The organism is Nesterenkonia sp. NBAIMH1 (assembly GCF_007922635.1).
GTDB lineage: Bacteria > Actinomycetota > Actinomycetes > Actinomycetales > Micrococcaceae > Nesterenkonia > Nesterenkonia pannonica.
The window spans coordinates 1,152,846-1,168,317 of sequence record NZ_CP042335.1; the positions used below are offsets into that span (position 1 = coordinate 1,152,846).

Below are 15,472 nucleotides of genomic sequence, written 5' to 3' on the forward strand. Positions count from 1 at the left end.
TCGGCCACAGGTCTTACTAATCTTGGAGCGATGAGCGACCAACAGAGCAATGAGCTGATCATCCTGCGGTCACCCACGGTGGCTGACGGGGCAGACCTGTGGCGCCTTGCAGAGGGCACCGGAGTGCTTGACACCAATACCCCCTACGCCTATCTGCTGTGGGCGAGGGACTTCGCCGAGACGTCCGTGATCGCTGAGGTCGAGGGGGAGCCGGCAGGCTTCATCACCGGCTTCCGCAAACCTTCGGACCCCAGCACGCTGTTCATCTGGCAGGTCGCCGTGGACTCCCGCTTCCGGGGCCGCGGCCTGGCCAAGAAGATGCTCTTCGACCTTGTCGACCGCGTCACGGCCGCAGGAGCGTCACGGCTCGAGACGACCATCACCATGGACAACGAGGCCTCACAGGCCCTCTTCGCCGCCCTGGCACGCGCCCACGGCACCGAGATGTCCAGAAACCCCCTGTTCACCGCAGACCTCTTTCCCAGCTCGGGCGAGACCGGCGAGGAGCACGCCGACGAGGACCTCTACACCGTGGAGCCGCTGCAGGCACCGGGCTCCTGATCGAGTCCCCGGCTCGTCCCACACTGTGACGTCCTCATCTGTTTCTCTGTTCTCAACACGTTAGGCAACCAGGAAAGAAGCATGGCTACAGACATCTTTGACACCCGCGAATCCCAGGTGCGCAGCTACTGCATGAGCTGGCCCGCTGTCTTCGAAAAGGCAGAGGGCCCCTACCAGTGGTCTGAGAACGGCACCAAGTACCTCGACTTCTTCTCCGGCGCCGGCGCACTGAACTACGGACACAACCACCCTGAGCTCCGCGACCTCGTCGTGGAGTATGTGGCCAACTCAGGCGTCACCCACTCCATGGACATGAAGTCCCCCGCCAAGCGGCGCTTCCTCGAAACCTTCGAGCGCATCATCCTGGAGCCCAGGAACCTGGACTACAAGGTCATGTTCCCGGGCCCCACAGGCACCAACACCGTGGAGGCCGCGCTGAAGCTGGCCCGCAAGGTCACCGGTCGGCAGCACATCCTGTCGTTCACCAACGCCTTCCACGGCATGACGCTGGGCGCCCTGTCCGTCACCGGCAACTCCATGAAGCGCCGGGGTGCGGGCATCCCGCTGACCAACAGCTCCAAGATCCCCTACGACGACTACTTCGACGGGGACATCCCCGACTTCCTCTGGCTGGAGAAGGTCCTTGAGGACTCGGGATCCGGCGTGGACAAGCCTGCTGCCGTGATCGTGGAGACCGTCCAGGGCGAGGGCGGCCTCAACACCGCACGCATGGAGTGGCTCAGGGCCCTGTCCAACCTGCTGAAGAAGCACAGCATCCTGCTGATCGTCGACGACGTCCAGGCCGGCTGCGGGCGGACGGGAACCTTCTTCTCCTTCGAAGAGGCCGGCATCCAGCCCGACATCGTCTGCGTCTCCAAGTCGATCTCCGGCTACGGCCTGGCTATGGCGCTCACCCTGTTCAAGCCCGAGCTGGACGTCTGGGAGCCCGGTGAGCACAACGGCACCTTCCGCGGCAACAACCTCGCCTTCGTCACAGCGGCGCGCGCCCTCGAGCTGTTCTGGGCCGACGGCACCTTCCAGGAGGAGCTGGCCGGAAAGATCGAAGCTCTGCACACCGGCATGGCCAAGATCGTCGAGCACGTGAAGGGCTCCTACATCAAGGGACGCGGCTTCCTCGCCGGCATCAGCTTCCCCGACCCGGATACGGCCGGCAAGGTCGCAGCCGAGGCGTACAAGCGCAACATGCTGGTCGAGACCTCCGGTCCGCAGGATGAGGTCGTCAAGCTCATGCCGGCGCTCAACATCCCGGACGAGGACCTTCAGAAGGGCCTGGCCATCCTGGAGGAGGCCGTCCTGGCCGCCACCGGTCAGATGGGTGAGCCTTCGCGCCTGCGCGCACCCCACTGAAGCCCCTCTTCAGGTCCCCTGTGAGGGACTGTGCCTGACTCTGTGCCAGGCTGGCCCTGTGCCGGCCTGGCTCAGGCATGTCCCACCAGTTCCCCTCAACGCAAGGAGCGTGTATGTACACCCTGCACATCGATGACCTCAACGGCACCGACCGCGACATCAACGAGACCAACTGGCGCTCCCGCCGTATGGTCCTGGCCAAGGAGAAGGTCGGCTTCTCCCTGCACGAGACCACCCTGCGCGCAGGCACCGAGAACGACTTCTGGTACGCCAACCACGTCGAGGCCGTCTACTGCGTCGGCGGCAAAGGCACGCTGACCGACAAAGAGACCGGCAAGACCTACGAGATCACCGACGGGTTCCTCTACCTGCTCGACGGCCACGAGAAGCACCACGTCTCGGTGGAGGAGGAGATGCGCATGGTCTGCGTCTTCAACCCGCCGGTGACCGGCCGTGAAGTGCACGACGAGAACGGCGTCTACCCCCTCATCGTCGAAGAGGACTGAGCACCGCTCGCAGGCACAACCTTCAACCTTTGGGCCCGTCCGCTGTGCGGCCGGGCCCAAAGCGTGTCTACAGTAGGTCTCGTGCTCCACGCCTGGGAGGTAATCAAGCAGCTGGTCAGCCGGGTGGCCAAGTCCTCGCCGCCTCGCACCGCCCTGCTGATCTTTGCGGCGGTGATCATGATCTTCACCGCTCTCCTGATGGCACCCTGGTCCACCGCCAACGGCCGCGCGCCCGCCTTCCACGATGCTCTGTTCACGGCCACCTCAGCGGTCACCGTCACCGGACTCACCTCCGTCAACACCGCCGAGCACTGGTCTCCGGCGGGCCAGATCGTCATTCTCATCGGCATCCAGATCGGTGGGCTGGGCATCCTGACGCTCGCGTCGCTGGTCGCCCTCTCTGTGACGCACCATCTGGGGCTTCGCACCCGCCTCGTCGCTGAGCAGGGGATGTCCACCGGTGCGCTGGGCGAGGTCGGCTCGCTGATCCGCACCGTCGTCATCTGCTCCCTGGTGGTTGAGGCCGCCCTCGCAGCGGTCCTGGTGCCCCGCCTGATGGTGGTGGAGAACGACGTCCTCGACGGCCTGTGGCACGGCGTCTTCTACGCCGTGTCCGCGTTCAACAACGCCGGCTTCGTCGTTCACCCCGAAGGCCTCCAGGGCGCCGTGAACGATCCGCTGGTGCTCTGGGTCATCATGATCGGCGTGTTCCTCGGCTCGTTGGGGTTCCCCGTGCTGCTGGTGCTGTGGCGATTCCGCTGGCACATCAGGCGATGGGGCCTCCACGCCCGCCTCACCATGGAGGTGACGACGCTGCTCATGGTGCTGGGAGCCGTGGGCTACGCCGCCTTGGAGTGGAACCATACGGACACCATCGGAGAGATGACGACGGGCGAGAAGCTCCAAAGCTCCCTGTTCGCCTCCGTCATGATGCGCTCAGGCGGCTTCTCCGTGGTCGAGAACGTCATGGAGCACTCCGAGACGATGCTCATGACCAGCGCGCTGATGTTCGTCGGAGGGGGCTCAGCCTCCACCGCCGGCGGCATCAAGGTGACCACGTTCGCGGTGATCTTCCTGGCGTTCCTGGCTGAGGCCCGCGGCCGCGGAGAGTCGACCGCGCACGGACGGACCATCCCTGCACAGGCGGTGCGCGTGGCCGTCAGCGTGGTCGCCATGGGCGCCACCTTCGTCCTCATCGCCACCATGGCGCTGATCATCCTCACCGGCGAGGAGCTGGAGCGCCCCCTCTTCGAAGCGATCTCTGCGTTCGCCACCGTCGGCCTGACCTCCGGTCTCAGTGAGGAGCTGCCTCCGGCAGGGCTCTATGTCCTGGCCGGCCTGATGTTCGCCGGACGCGTCGGCATTATGACCTTCGCTGCGGCCCTGACCCTGCGGCAGAGCCGCATCCGCTACCGCTACCCGGAAGGACGGCCGATCATTGGCTAGAGAACGACGCACCCCGAATAAGCCGATCCTGGTGGTCGGCCTGGGCCGCTTCGGCATCGCCCTGGGCGAGCAGCTGGTCTCCCAGGACAAGGAAGTCCTCGCCGTGGACAGCGACGGGCGGCTGGTCCAGAAGTTCGCCGACATCTTCACCCACACGGTTCAGGCCGACGCCACCGACATGGAGGCGCTGAAGCAGCTGGGCGCCCACGAGTTCGACTCCGCCGTGGTGGGGGTCGGCACATCGATCGAATCGTCAGTCCTGATTGCCGCGAACCTCGTGGACATCGGGGTGAAGCAGGTGTGGGCGAAGGCCATCAACCCCACCCACGGCAAGATCCTGACCCGCATCGGATGCCACCATGTCATCTACCCCGAGCACGACGCCGGCGTCCGTGCGGCGCACCTGGTCTCGGGACAGATGCTCGACTTCATCAAGTTCGACGATGACTTCGCGATCGTGAAGATGCGTCCGCCGAAGATCCTCCACGGCAAGACCATCGACCAGACTCAGCCGCGCAAGCGATTGGGCGTGAACGTCGTGGGTGTGAAGTCTCCGGGTGAGGACTTTGTCTACGCCCAGCCTGACACTCTGGTCTCAGCCGGGGACACGATCGTCGTGTCCGGGGACGTCAGCAAACTGGAGTACTTCGCTGACCACGTGTGAGGCTGGCATAGGCTTGGCCATGTGAACCGGCCGCCTCTCTCCCCTCCAGCCGCCCTGGTGTGGGATCCTGCGCTGCTGGAGTTCCGGTTCGGGGATCGGCACCCCATGGACCCGGCACGCCTGGAGCTCACAGAGCGTCTGTGCGCGGAGCTGGGACTGCTCGAGAAGGTCACCACCATTGCGCCCGCCCCTGCCAGCACGGATCAGCTGCGCACGATCCACACCGAGGCGTACCTCGCAGCTGTCGAGGCAGCAGGGCGGGACGGGGCGGGCTCGAGGGCGCACGGTCTGGGCACGGAGGACAACCCCGTCTTCGAGGCGATGCACACCGGAGCAGCCCTCATCGCCGGCGGAACTGCGGCGCTTGCCGGGCAGGTCGCATCCGGGAGCATCACGCGCGGCGTGAACTTCGCCGGGGGCATGCACCACGCTCAGGCCGGCTCGGCCGGAGGGTTCTGCGTCTACAACGACGTGGCGCTCGCTGTCAGAATTCTGCTGGACGGAGGGATCAGCCGTGTGGCCTGCATCGACCTCGATGCCCACCATGGGGACGGAACCCAGCAGATCTTCTATGACGACCCTCGCGTGATGACCATCTCGCTGCACCAGTCGGGGGCGAACCTGTTCCCGTTCTCCGGGTACCCGAACGAGACCGGTTCCGGGGATGCGGCCGGAACCAGCGTCAACGTGTCCCTTCCTGAAGAGACGGGGGATGCGGGCTTCCTCCGCGCCTTCGACGCGACGGTGCCGGCCCTCTTGGAAGCCTTCGCCCCTGAGGTCATCATTTCTCAGCACGGCGCTGACGCGCATGCGCGTGATCCGCTGAGCGACCTGCAGATGAGCATCGAGGGGCAGCGGCAGCTCGCTCTGGCCGTTGGGGAGCTGGCGGACCGGCACTGCGGCGGGCGCTGGATCGCCACGGGCGGCGGGGGCTACGCCGTATTCGACGTGGTTCCTCGCACGTGGGCGCACCTGACGGCCATCGTCGCCGGAGATCCCCTGCCGCCTGAAGCGCCCACCCCCTCGGCGTGGCAGGCTGAAGTCGAGAGCCGGGGGACCGCTGCTCCGCAGACAATGGGCGACGGCGTCGATCCGGTCTTCCGCAGCTGGAGCGAAGGCTATGACCCGGAGGATGACGCAGACCGCGCCGTGATCCAGACGCGCAAGGAGATCTTCCCGTTCTGGGGCCTCGACCCGCACTACGACTGAACAGGCCGAACTCCCGACGACGCGCGCTAGTTTCGTGTGATGTGATGCGGTCTGTAAACTACTTCGAGACCATTTTGGCCTTATCCCCCTATAGACAAGGATTGTCGCCCTATGGGTTCAGTGATTAAGAAGCGCCGCAAGCGCATGGCGAAGAAGAAGCACCGCAAACGTCTGCGCAAGACGCGTCACCAGCGACGCAACAAGAAGTAGTGAGCTTCACGCAGGGCCCCGGATTCTCATTGAGAGTCCGGGGCCCTGCTGTGTGCCGAGGGATTCGGCTGAGAGGATGTGCTTGTGACTGACGTTGAGGTTCTGGTGAAGCCGGGCTGCCACTTGTGCGCGGACGCCGTCGCTGTGACCGCTGAGGTGTGCGCCGAGTTCGGGCTGGAGCACCGAACGTCGGACATTTCGCAGGACCCCGTGCTGGCGGAGCAGTTCGCGGAGGAGATCCCGGTGCTGCGAATCGACGGGGTGCCCCGCGATTTTTGGCGCTTCGACGCCGCCCGGCTGCGTCGGATGCTCAGCGAAGCGACTGGCTGATCTCAGCCGCACGTTCGGATGAGGCTTTGGCTCCGGCGCGGATGGTGTGCCCCATGTCGGCCTCGTCGAAGGTGCGAATGGCCTGCTCGGTGGTGCCGTTGGGGCTGGTGACGTTGCGTCGCAGCTGAGCGGCGTCGAGGGCACCGAGGTTCTCGACGAGCATCGTGCCGGCGCCGTAGAGCGTCTGGGCGGCGAGGGCCGCGGCGAGGTCCGGGTCCAGTCCCATTTCGACGCCTGCGGCGGCCATGTGCTCGGCGAGGTAGAAGGCGTAGGCCGGGCCCGAACCGGCGACGCCGGTGAGGGCGTCGATCTGCGGCTCGTCGAGGATGTGCACGCGGCCGGCCGCTGAGAGGAGCTCCGCGACCGTTTCCGCCTGCTCCTGGGTGGCGTGGTCCCCTGGTGCCAGTCCGACCACGCCCGCGCCTACGGACAGCGGTGTGTTGGGCATGGTGCGGATGGCCGGCTGGTTCTGCCGCAGGGCGCTCTGCATCATGTCCAGGGTGACAGCCGCGGCCACCGAGACCACCGCAGCGTCGGGACGGACCGCCTCTCTGATCTCAGTGCAGAGGTCGGTGATCTGGTGGGGCTTGACCCCCAGGAAGACGACGTCCGCTTCCGCCACAGCCTCCAGATTGGCCCCGGGGGCACTCTCCTCGGCCAGCGCGGTGACCCCGTACTCGTCTCGGGATCGCTGGGCGGAGGCTTCGGACCGATTGGTGACGGTCACGTTCTCGGGTGGGACTCCGGATCCGAGCAGTCCGGCCAGGATGGCCCCGTTCATGGAGCCCAGCCCCAGCATCGCAATCTTCACAGAACTCATGCCCCCCACCCTAGAGCGGATTCGGCGGCGAGTCAGAGTTCGATATCGCGCATGAGGATGCTGATGCGGAGCGCCAGATCTTCTATCTCGTCCACTACTCCCAGTTATTTCCCCGAGTGGGAGTAAAGCTCTAGTCCTCTTGGCCGAGGTGGTAGCGGGCGAAGCGCAGGGAGTCGGCGAGCATGCGCTCCCGCTCCCCCACCTGCTTGGCGCTGCGAGTGGACACTTCCACCGCGACCACACCGTCGAACCCTGAGCCGCCGAAGTCCGGCTGACCGATCAGCTCCATCGATTCGGCCACCCGCTGCTCTCCGAGCCCCGGCACGAGGTGGTCGTCCTTGAAGCCGTTGGACCAGCCGTCTGTCAGGTGAACGTGGCGCAGGCGAGAGCCCAGAGCCTTCACCGCCTCGTAGGAGTCGTCCTCGGCCGTGGCCGCGTGCGAGAAGTCCCACGTGACGTGCTTGTAGCCGTAGGCCACCGGGTTCCAGTGGGGCAGATACATCTTCGCCTCGCGCCCCCGGGCACGCCAGGGGTACATGTTCTCCACGGCGAACATGATGCCGGTCTCCGCCTCGATCTCATCGACCAGCTCCGGGAAGCGCACCGCGTAAGCGCCCTGCCACCGGAACGGGGGGTGGGCGACGACGGCGGAGGCTCCGACCTCCGCGGCCAGCTGGGCAGACTTCCACAGCTTCTCGTCCGCGGTGCCCCAGACCTGCTGGGTCAGCAGCAGGGTCGGGGCGTGGATGGCCATCACAGGCAGCCCGAAGCGCTGAACAGCCTCGTTGATCATGGATGCCTGCTGGGTCTCAGCGCGGTGGGTGACCATCACCTCGATGCCGTCGTAGCCCAGGTCCTGCGCTATGGCGAACGTCGCATCAAGACGCAGCGGATACATCGATGAGGTGGACAGCGCCACGGGAATGCGAGAGCGGGGCCCACTCATCAGGCGTGCTCCACGGTGATCTGCCGGACGTCCTTGTGATTGGGCCTGCGCAGCTCACGGGCCAGGTCGACGTGGCCCACACCGGGGGCGGACGGCAGGGACACGCCGTTGGAGCGGGACAGCGCATCCAATCGACGCAGGATCAGGCCCTCGCGCAGCGCCCAGGGGCAGATCGTCATCTCCTCGGCCCCAAAAGCCTTCATCGCAGCCTCCGCCGCAATCGCACCGGCGAGCACCTGGGGCGCCCTCGTCTCTGAGACGCCGGGAAGCTGAGCGCGCTCCGTGGCGGGAAGCTCCCCGAGCTTCTTCACCAGCGCCTTCAGATCCTTGTGCTTCAGCGTCCGAGGGACATACGGCCCATCCTCAGACGGGGCCGACCCGGTCAGGCGCGCCAGGGAGCGGAACGTCTTGGAGGTCGCGGTGACCATCGTCTTCGGCGTCGTCGGGATCTCCAGGTTCTGCGGGAACTCACGGCGCGCGGCCCTCACCTCCTCGGCGGCGAAGGCGCGCAGCTCCTTCACCTGTGCCTTCGACGGCGCCTGGTCGCTCAGCCGACCGCCCTCCTGCAGCTCCTCAGGGAGCCATTCGCGGGTCAGCCTCGCCGCACCCAGCGGCACGCTCAGCGCGGTGGAGGGCAGCTCATCCTGCCCGTAGGCGATCTCCAGCGAGCCGCCCCCGATGTCGAAATTCAGGATGTGCCCGGCTGACCACCCGTGCCAGCGGCGCACCGCGAAGAACGTCATAGCAGACTCCTGCGCGCCGGTGAGCTCGGTGAGCTCAATGTCGGTCTCCGCCTGGACCCGCTGAAGCACCTGCTCGCCGTTGGCCGACTCTCTGATGGCAGAGGTGCAGAAGGCCAGCAGATCCTCCGCCCGGTGACGGGTGGCGAACCTCATGGCGTCATTGATGAAGCTGAGGAGCTGATCCTGCCCGTGCTCCGTAATGGCCCCGTCCGCGTCCAGATGCTGCACGAGCGACAGCGGCCGCTTGTGCGAGGCGAACGGCTCAGGCTTCGCGCCGATGTGCGCGTCGACCAGAGCCAGATGGACGGTGTTCGATCCGATGTCGAGCACACCCAGTCGCATGAATCTCCTGCGTCCCCTCAGTGGTCCTAGGACTTCTTCGCGGCGGTCTTCTTACGAGCCCCGCCGCTGCTCTTCTTCTTGGCACCCGTGGCCGGGCCCTTGGCTCGCTTTTCGGCCAACAGGGAGAACGCCTGCTCCTTGGTGAGCTGCTCCAGGGTCACGCTGCGCGGCACCGTGACATTGGTCTCCCCGTCGGTGACGTAGGCGCCGAAGCGTCCTTCCTTGACCACCACGGGCTTCTCCGTGGTGGGGTCAGCGCCGAACTCCGCCAGGGGCGGCTTGGCAGCCTGGCGGCCGCGCTGCTTCGGCTGGGCGTAGATCTTCCGAGCCTCATCCTCGGTGATGCTGAAGAGCTGCTCCTCGGACTCCAGGGACCGGGAGTCGCTGCCCTTCTTCAGGTACGGCCCGAATCGGCCGTTCTGAGCCGTGATCTCCTGGCCGTCCTCGTCGGTGCCCACGGTGCGCGGCAGAGACAGCAGCAGCAGGGCATCGTCGATGGACACGCTCTCCAGCGACATCGACTTCAGCAGCGAGCCGGTGCGCGGCTTGACCGGTTTCGGCTTCTTCTTGGGCTTGGGCTTGCCGTTCTTGTAGTACTCCGTCGGCAGGGCGTCCAGATACGCCTGCATCTCCTCCTCCGTCATCTCGGGGATGACTTCGGTGACGTAGGGGCCGAAACGACCGTCCTTCGCGACGATCTCCCGGCCGGTCTCAGGATCGGTGCCCAGCACGCGGCCGGACTGCGCCGCCTGCTGGAAGAGCTCCTCAGCCTTGTCCGTGGTCAGCTCATCCGGGGCGATCTCCTCGGGAACGTTGGCGCGGAGCATCTTCAGCTCGCCGTTCTCATCCGCCTCACCGTCGGGGTTCGGGCGCTCCAGGTACGGTCCGTAGCGGCCGACGCGAACGTCCACACCCTCGGCAACTCGGATGGTGTTGATCGCTCGAGCGTCGATCTCCCCGAGGTTCTCGACCACATTCTTCAATCCCTCCTCAGCGCTCTCCGCACCGAAGTAGAACCCTTGGAGCCACACCTCCCGCTCCACGTCCCCGCGGGCGATCTGGTCCAGATCGCCCTCGAGCCGGGCGGTGAAGTCGTAGTCGACATACTTGCCGAAGTGCTCCTCCAGCAGACGGATCACGCTGAATGCAGTCCAGGAGGGCACGAGGGCGGAGCCTCGCTTGGTGACGTAGCCGCGGTCCATGATGGTGGAGATGGTCGGCGCGTAGGTGGAGGGACGGCCGATCTCGCGCTTCTCCAGCTCGGCCACGATGCTGGCCTCGGTGTACCGGGCGGGGGGCGTGGTCTCGTGCCCCTTGGCCTCCACGTCCGTGCCGGTGAGGCTCTGACCCTCTTCGAGCTGCGGAAGGCGCTTGTCCTTGGCGGACTTCGCGTCCTCGTCCTTCTTCTCGGAGTCGTCGGCCACCTCTTCGTAGGCGGCGAGGAATCCGGGGAAGGTGATGACCGTGCCGGATGCGCCGAAGGTGGCGCTGCGGCCGTCGGATGCCTCACCGGTGAGGCGCACGCTGGCAGTGAAGCCCTTCGCGTCCTCCATCTGGGAGGCGACTGTGCGCTTCCAGACCAGCTCGTAGAGCCGGAATTCGTCGGCGGAGAGCTCACCCTTGACCTGCTTGGGAGTGCGGAAGGAGTCGCCTGCGGGCCGGATGGCCTCGTGGGCCTCCTGCGCGGTCTGGCTGCGCTTGCCGTAGACGCGCGGCTTATCCGGCACATGCGCGGCGGAGTAGAGCTCGGTGGCCTGCTTCCGGGCCGCGTTGAGCGCCTCATTCGACAGCGTGGTCGAATCAGTTCGCATGTAGGTGATGTAGCCGTTCTCATAGAGCCGCTGCGCCACCTGCATGGTCACGCGGGACGAGAAGCGGAGCCTGCGTGCTGCGTCCTGCTGCAGGGTGGAGGTGATGAACGGAGGCTGCGGCCGGCGGCTGTAGGGCTTCTCCTCGAGGGAGTCCACGGTGAAGCGGGCCTCCAGCAGCCCGTCGGCCAGCGACTGCGCCTCGTCCTGGCCCAGGACGGCAACGTCCTGCCGCGACCTCTTCAGCTGGCCGGTCTCGTCGAAGTCGCTTCCCTGCGCGATCCGTCGGCCGTCGACGGCGTTCAGCTTGGCGGTGAAGCTCTCCTCGGAGGCGGTGGCGAACTCGCCGCTGAGGTCCCAGTAGGAGGCCGGGACGAAGGCCATGCGCTCGCGCTCTCGGTCCACCACCAGGCGGGTGGCCACCGACTGAACACGGCCCGCCGAGAGTCCGCGGCCCACCTTGCGCCACAGCACCGGGGAGATCTCGTAGCCGTAGAGGCGGTCGAGGATGCGTCGGGTCTCCTGCGCATCGACCAGATCGCTGTCGATCTGGCGCGGGGACTCCATCGCACGGGTGATCCCCTCCTTGGTGATCTCCGTGAAGGTCAGCCGGAAGGTGGGCACCTTGGGCTTGAGCACCTCATAGAGGTGCCACGCGATGGCCTCGCCCTCCCTGTCGGCATCCGTGGCGAGGTAGAGCTCGTCGGCTTCCTTCAGCAGCTGCTTGAGCTCCCGGACCTTGGACTTCTTTGAGTCCGAAATCACATAGTAGGGCTCGAATCCGTGGTCGGGATCGACAGCAAATTTGCCGAAGGGGCCCTTCTTCATGTCATCCGGCAGCTCCGATGGCTGCGGGAGGTCACGGATGTGCCCCGCCGAGGCATCCACGATGAAGTCGTCGCCCATGTACTTTGCGATGGAGCGGGATTTAGCCGGGGACTCGACGATGACGAGCTTCTTGCCTTGAGGCACTGATCTCCTTGGAACCTACTGGGGTGCAGCGGTGCTGCTGCTTGGCGGCTGCGCCTCACTATATAGGGTGAGGAATCCGTCGGCGCAAAGGTCCAGAACCTCCGCCTGCAGGGCATCTTCGTCAGCATCAGTCAGTGCGCACACTGCTGTGATGATCTGTCCGGCGGCCAGCTCCCCGTCAGAGGCGGCCATGAAGCCGGCCGCTGCGCTGCTGATGGGACGGGCTCGCCGCAGGCCCGCACCCTGCCGGGCGATGATGACTTCGGGATGCTCAGCGCCGAAGCGCTGGTACCGCTCCTCGGTGACGTCTCCGGCCACCTCGAAGTGCTCGGCCAGGATGCTCCGGCGCTCCCGCGCGGCGCGCTCCGCCGTTCGTCCGATCACCGGTCCCAGCGGCTGCTGAACCTCACCGGTGAGCTCCTCGAACCGGCGCCAGGGCAGGGACCCATTCTCCTGGGGCCTGCCCAGCCAGATCATTCCGAAGCCGACGCTGCGCACTCCGCGCGCCTCAAAGTCACGCAGGTAGGCGGCGTAGCTGCGGCGGTACTCGGCGAGGTTCCGCTCCTCGCCGGCGTCCCTGAGCCACATCTCGGCGTACTGGGCGGGGGTCTGAGCATCGCGCTGGATGAACCATGCGGACAGCCCCGAGTCCTCGGCCCAGGCGCGCGGACGGGCCATCGCATCCTCCTCGAGGATCTCCCAGTTGCCGAGCATCTGGGCAGTTCCGCCGGGCGCGAGCACCTCGGCCATGCCGCTGACCAGCTCCGCCATGAGAGTGTCGCCCTCCCTGCCGCCGTCCCGGTAGGTGTACAGCTCCTCATCCGGGGCACCCGTGCGAGGGGTGATGACGAACGGGGGGTTGGACACGACGAGGTCGAACCGCCGGCCGCCCACGGGCTCCAGCAGGCTTCCCCGCAGGAGCTCCACCCGCAGGTGCAGATTCTGCGGATCGAGCCGCAGCGTCGGCGCATTGAGCAGCAGGTTGAATCGCGCGCACGTCAGCGCCCGCTCCGAAAGGTCGGTGCCGACCACGTGGTCGGCGTGCAGCAGCAGATGCAGAAGCTGGATGCCGCATCCCGTGCCGATGTCCAGGGCAGTGGCCACCTGCCGGCGGTGAGTGGATGCCGCCAGCGTCAGGCTGGCCTGCCCGATGCCGAGCACGTGGTCGTGCGGCAGAGCCCCGGAGATCTGGTGGGAGGAGAGATCGCTGAGCACCCACAGGTCATGCACCGTCTCCCCGTGCTGCGCCTGATAGGGCCGCAGGTCGGCTGTGGGCCGGACACGGTGCCGTGACCCCGAGCGCTGCGGGACGGCCGATTCGGGCCCCTCCTGGGGGGTGATGGCGTGATCCTCGGGGTCCGCGTCGGTGATCTCCGCCAGGCCCAGGCGGACCAGCCCCTCCGTGCGGACGCGGGGAAGGGCGCTGTCCACCTGTTCCGGCGTCACCTCGATGGAGACCAGCCACAGGGCCGTGAGCACCGCACCGGGCGTCGCGCCGGCCTCCAGCAGCTCCAGGATCCGCAGCTGCCCCGGCACGACCTGCTCCCGGTCGAGGGCCTGCACTGCGTCCTCGCCGAGGAGCTCTGCGACGCCGTCGTTGGTGAAGCCGGCAGCGGAGAGGTCCTCGCGCAGGGCCGCGATCAGCTCCGGGGCGTCGCAGGAGGGCGGGGCCGGGCTGGGTGAGAGGCTCATGCGGCAGCCTGGTGGGACCGGCGGGGCTTGCCGAGCGCCCCGGAGTTGGGGTCCGCCGGGTCAGCCTCGAGACGGGCCGCGCAGCGTGCGCACCTGGTCGTCTCCGGGATGTGGGCGCAGTCGTCGCAGTAGAGCTGAAGGGTGGAGCAGCCGCGGTCCATGCAGTTGTAGAAGGTTGAGGTCTCCGCGCGACAGTTCGCGCACTCGCCGATGGTGCGCGCGTTCTCGCTGAAACGAGTGTTCATCCGTCCGTCGAAGACGTACAGCTCGCCCTCCCAGTAGCCGTCGTCGCCGAAGGTCTCTCCGTAGCGGACGATCCCGCCGTCGATCTGGTACACCTCTTCGAAGCCTCTGTTCCTCATCAGCGCCGAGAGCACCTCGCAGCGGATGCCCCCGGTGCAGTAGGTGACGATGGGCTGATCCTTGAGGTGGTCGTACTTTCCGGAGTCGAGCTCGGCGATGAAGTCCCGGGTCGTCTCGGTGTCAGGAACGACCGCGTCCTTGAACTTTCCGATCTGAGCCTCCATGGCGTTTCGGCCGTCGAGGAAGGTGACGTCCACGCCGTCGCGCTTCTTGGCCTCCACCAGCTCATGCACCTGTGTCGGCTTCAGGTGCTCGCCGCCGCCGACCACGCCGTGCTCGTCCACGGCGACTTCGTCGGGAACTCCGAAGGCCACCAGCTCAGGGCGCACTTTGACGCTCAGGCGGGGGAAGTCCTCGGCTCCGCCTTCGGACCATTTGAACGCGACGTCTTTGAACGGCGTGTAGCCGCGCGTCTCTCTGACGTACTGCTTGACCGCCGCCATGTCCCCTCCCACGGTCCCGTTGATGCCGTGCTCAGAGATGATGATCCGTCCCCGCAGGCCGAGCTTCTGGCACAGGGTTCGCTGCCACAGCTTGACCCCTTCCGGGTCGGCGAGGGGTGTGAAATGGTAGTAGAGGACTATGCGCGACTGACTCACATGACCAGGATAGATGGCTAGTGCCACACTCCCTGGTCAAACAGTGACCCATGCCATATTGTGGATTTATGGGAGTGGAACTGAATGATGACCTAGTCAGCACGTGGGTGACCGGATGGGCGCGCACCCACAACTATGAGGTGACTCATGAGGGCCGCGTCCACACGGCTCAGCCGACGACGGACCCCGAGGCCCTCGAGCATGTGCTCTACGCCCCCGATGAGGTTGAGCTGCGCCGCATCGCCTCTGCGGTGGGCCGGTCCCCCAAGCGCCTGCTCACCGTGATCGCCGAGCCCAATGACGAGGTCATGGATCTGCGCACCATCGACGGCCTCGAGCTGATCTCCGACGAGGAGGTCATCATGATCGCCGACATGGAGCACCAGGACGTCGAGGACCCCATCACTCCTGAGGAGTTCACGACCTCCCGCGACGACTTCGACGAATGGACCCTCTTCACGGTCAAGCACGGCGACGCCACAGCCGCACGCGGACGCTTGGCAGTCGTCAACGGCTTCAGCATTCTTGACCGCATCTACACCTCGCCCGACTATCGCAGGCAGGGCTTGGGCACGTTCGTCACCCGAGCACTTCTGGCCATCGCGCACGAGCAGGAGGTCGAGCACGGACTGCTGGTGGCCACCCACGACGGGCGAGAGCTCTATGAGTACCTCGGCTGGGAGCGCGTCGGCGATGTGCACGTCTTCGGTGCGCCCGGCGCGACGGACCGTCGACGTCCGTCGCACTCTCAGCACGACAATATTTGAACATAATGTGGCAGTGACCCCCTCGTTCGGCTATATTTGCGGGCACTGCCACGAAGAGTTCATTTTTTAACGGCCGTATATGCGAGGCCTCGCCTCGGCCGCTCCTGCACGTGGCAGCTTCACGTC

The 15,472-nt window shown here is 66.3% G+C and carries 15 protein-coding genes; 9 read left to right on the forward strand and 6 right to left on the reverse strand.

The features are described 5' to 3' along the window. Positions 1-30: 30 nt before the first annotated feature. From ectA to FS388_RS05455, 8 genes are all read left to right on the forward strand, one after another. A complete protein-coding gene (gene ectA / locus FS388_RS05420; protein WP_146340417.1) occupies positions 31-561 on the forward strand; it encodes a diaminobutyrate acetyltransferase in 531 nt (176 codons plus the stop codon). 81 nt (positions 562-642) lie between these two features. Further along, positions 643-1,929: a diaminobutyrate--2-oxoglutarate transaminase gene (ectB, locus tag FS388_RS05425; RefSeq protein WP_146340419.1), complete on the forward strand. Its 1,287-nt coding sequence runs from the start codon at positions 643-645 to the stop codon at positions 1,927-1,929. A gap of 113 nt (positions 1,930-2,042) precedes the next feature. Continuing rightward, positions 2,043-2,435 carry an ectoine synthase gene (locus FS388_RS05430; RefSeq protein ID WP_146340421.1) on the forward strand — a complete coding sequence of 131 codons (393 nt, stop codon included), beginning with the start codon at positions 2,043-2,045 and terminating at the stop codon, positions 2,433-2,435. Between the two features lie 81 nt (positions 2,436-2,516). After that, positions 2,517-3,881 carry a TrkH family potassium uptake protein gene (locus tag FS388_RS05435; RefSeq protein ID WP_246836310.1) on the forward strand — a complete coding sequence of 455 codons (1,365 nt, stop codon included), beginning with the start codon at positions 2,517-2,519 and terminating at the stop codon, positions 3,879-3,881. Between the two features lie 25 nt (positions 3,882-3,906). After that, positions 3,907-4,545: a TrkA family potassium uptake protein gene (locus FS388_RS05440; protein WP_146341889.1), complete on the forward strand. Its 639-nt coding sequence runs from the start codon at positions 3,907-3,909 to the stop codon at positions 4,543-4,545. Positions 4,546-4,650: 105 nt separating this feature from the next. Further along, the gene (locus FS388_RS05445; RefSeq protein WP_146341891.1) at positions 4,651-5,754 is read left to right on the forward strand and encodes an acetoin utilization protein AcuC; all 1,104 of its coding nucleotides are present in this window, start codon (positions 4,651-4,653) and stop codon (positions 5,752-5,754) included. A 111-nt stretch (positions 5,755-5,865) separates the two neighbouring features. Further along, entirely contained in the window at positions 5,866-5,964 is a 99-nt protein-coding gene (locus tag FS388_RS05450; protein ID WP_081652675.1) for a 30S ribosomal protein bS22, read from the forward strand. Positions 5,965-6,048: 84 nt separating this feature from the next. After that, on the forward strand, positions 6,049-6,294 hold the full coding sequence (locus tag FS388_RS05455; protein WP_246836311.1) for a glutaredoxin family protein: 246 nt from the start codon (positions 6,049-6,051) through the stop codon (positions 6,292-6,294). Here FS388_RS05455 and proC read toward each other — a convergent pair. The 6 genes from proC to FS388_RS05485 form a co-directional block, all read right to left on the reverse strand. Continuing rightward, positions 6,275-7,114 carry a pyrroline-5-carboxylate reductase gene (proC, locus tag FS388_RS05460; protein WP_146340425.1) on the reverse strand — a complete coding sequence of 280 codons (840 nt, stop codon included), beginning with the start codon at positions 7,112-7,114 and terminating at the stop codon, positions 6,275-6,277. The two genes, FS388_RS05455 and proC, sit on opposite strands and share 20 nt — an antisense overlap. A 130-nt stretch (positions 7,115-7,244) precedes the next feature. Next, complete coding sequence (locus tag FS388_RS05465) at positions 7,245-8,060, reverse strand: sugar phosphate isomerase/epimerase (RefSeq protein WP_146340427.1); 816 nt, start codon at positions 8,058-8,060, stop codon at positions 7,245-7,247. Continuing rightward, the gene (locus tag FS388_RS05470; RefSeq protein WP_146340429.1) at positions 8,060-9,145 is read right to left on the reverse strand and encodes a Ppx/GppA family phosphatase; all 1,086 of its coding nucleotides are present in this window, start codon (positions 9,143-9,145) and stop codon (positions 8,060-8,062) included. Before FS388_RS05470 ends, FS388_RS05465 begins: the two co-directional genes overlap by 1 nt. Positions 9,146-9,171: 26 nt before the next feature. Further along, positions 9,172-11,925 carry a type I DNA topoisomerase gene (topA, locus tag FS388_RS05475; protein ID WP_246836312.1) on the reverse strand — a complete coding sequence of 918 codons (2,754 nt, stop codon included), beginning with the start codon at positions 11,923-11,925 and terminating at the stop codon, positions 9,172-9,174. Between the two features lie 15 nt (positions 11,926-11,940). After that, positions 11,941-13,617: a methyltransferase gene (locus FS388_RS05480; RefSeq protein ID WP_146340431.1), complete on the reverse strand. Its 1,677-nt coding sequence runs from the start codon at positions 13,615-13,617 to the stop codon at positions 11,941-11,943. Then, positions 13,614-14,579, reverse strand: a complete 966-nt coding sequence (locus FS388_RS05485; RefSeq protein ID WP_146340433.1) for a rhodanese-related sulfurtransferase — start codon at positions 14,577-14,579, stop codon at positions 13,614-13,616. The genes FS388_RS05480 and FS388_RS05485 overlap by 4 nt, the downstream gene beginning before the upstream one ends. A 68-nt stretch (positions 14,580-14,647) precedes the next feature. Here FS388_RS05485 and FS388_RS05490 point away from each other — a divergent pair, with 68 nt between their 5' ends. Beyond that, the gene (locus FS388_RS05490; RefSeq protein WP_168198606.1) at positions 14,648-15,346 is read left to right on the forward strand and encodes a GNAT family N-acetyltransferase; all 699 of its coding nucleotides are present in this window, start codon (positions 14,648-14,650) and stop codon (positions 15,344-15,346) included. Positions 15,347-15,472: the final 126 nt, after the last annotated feature.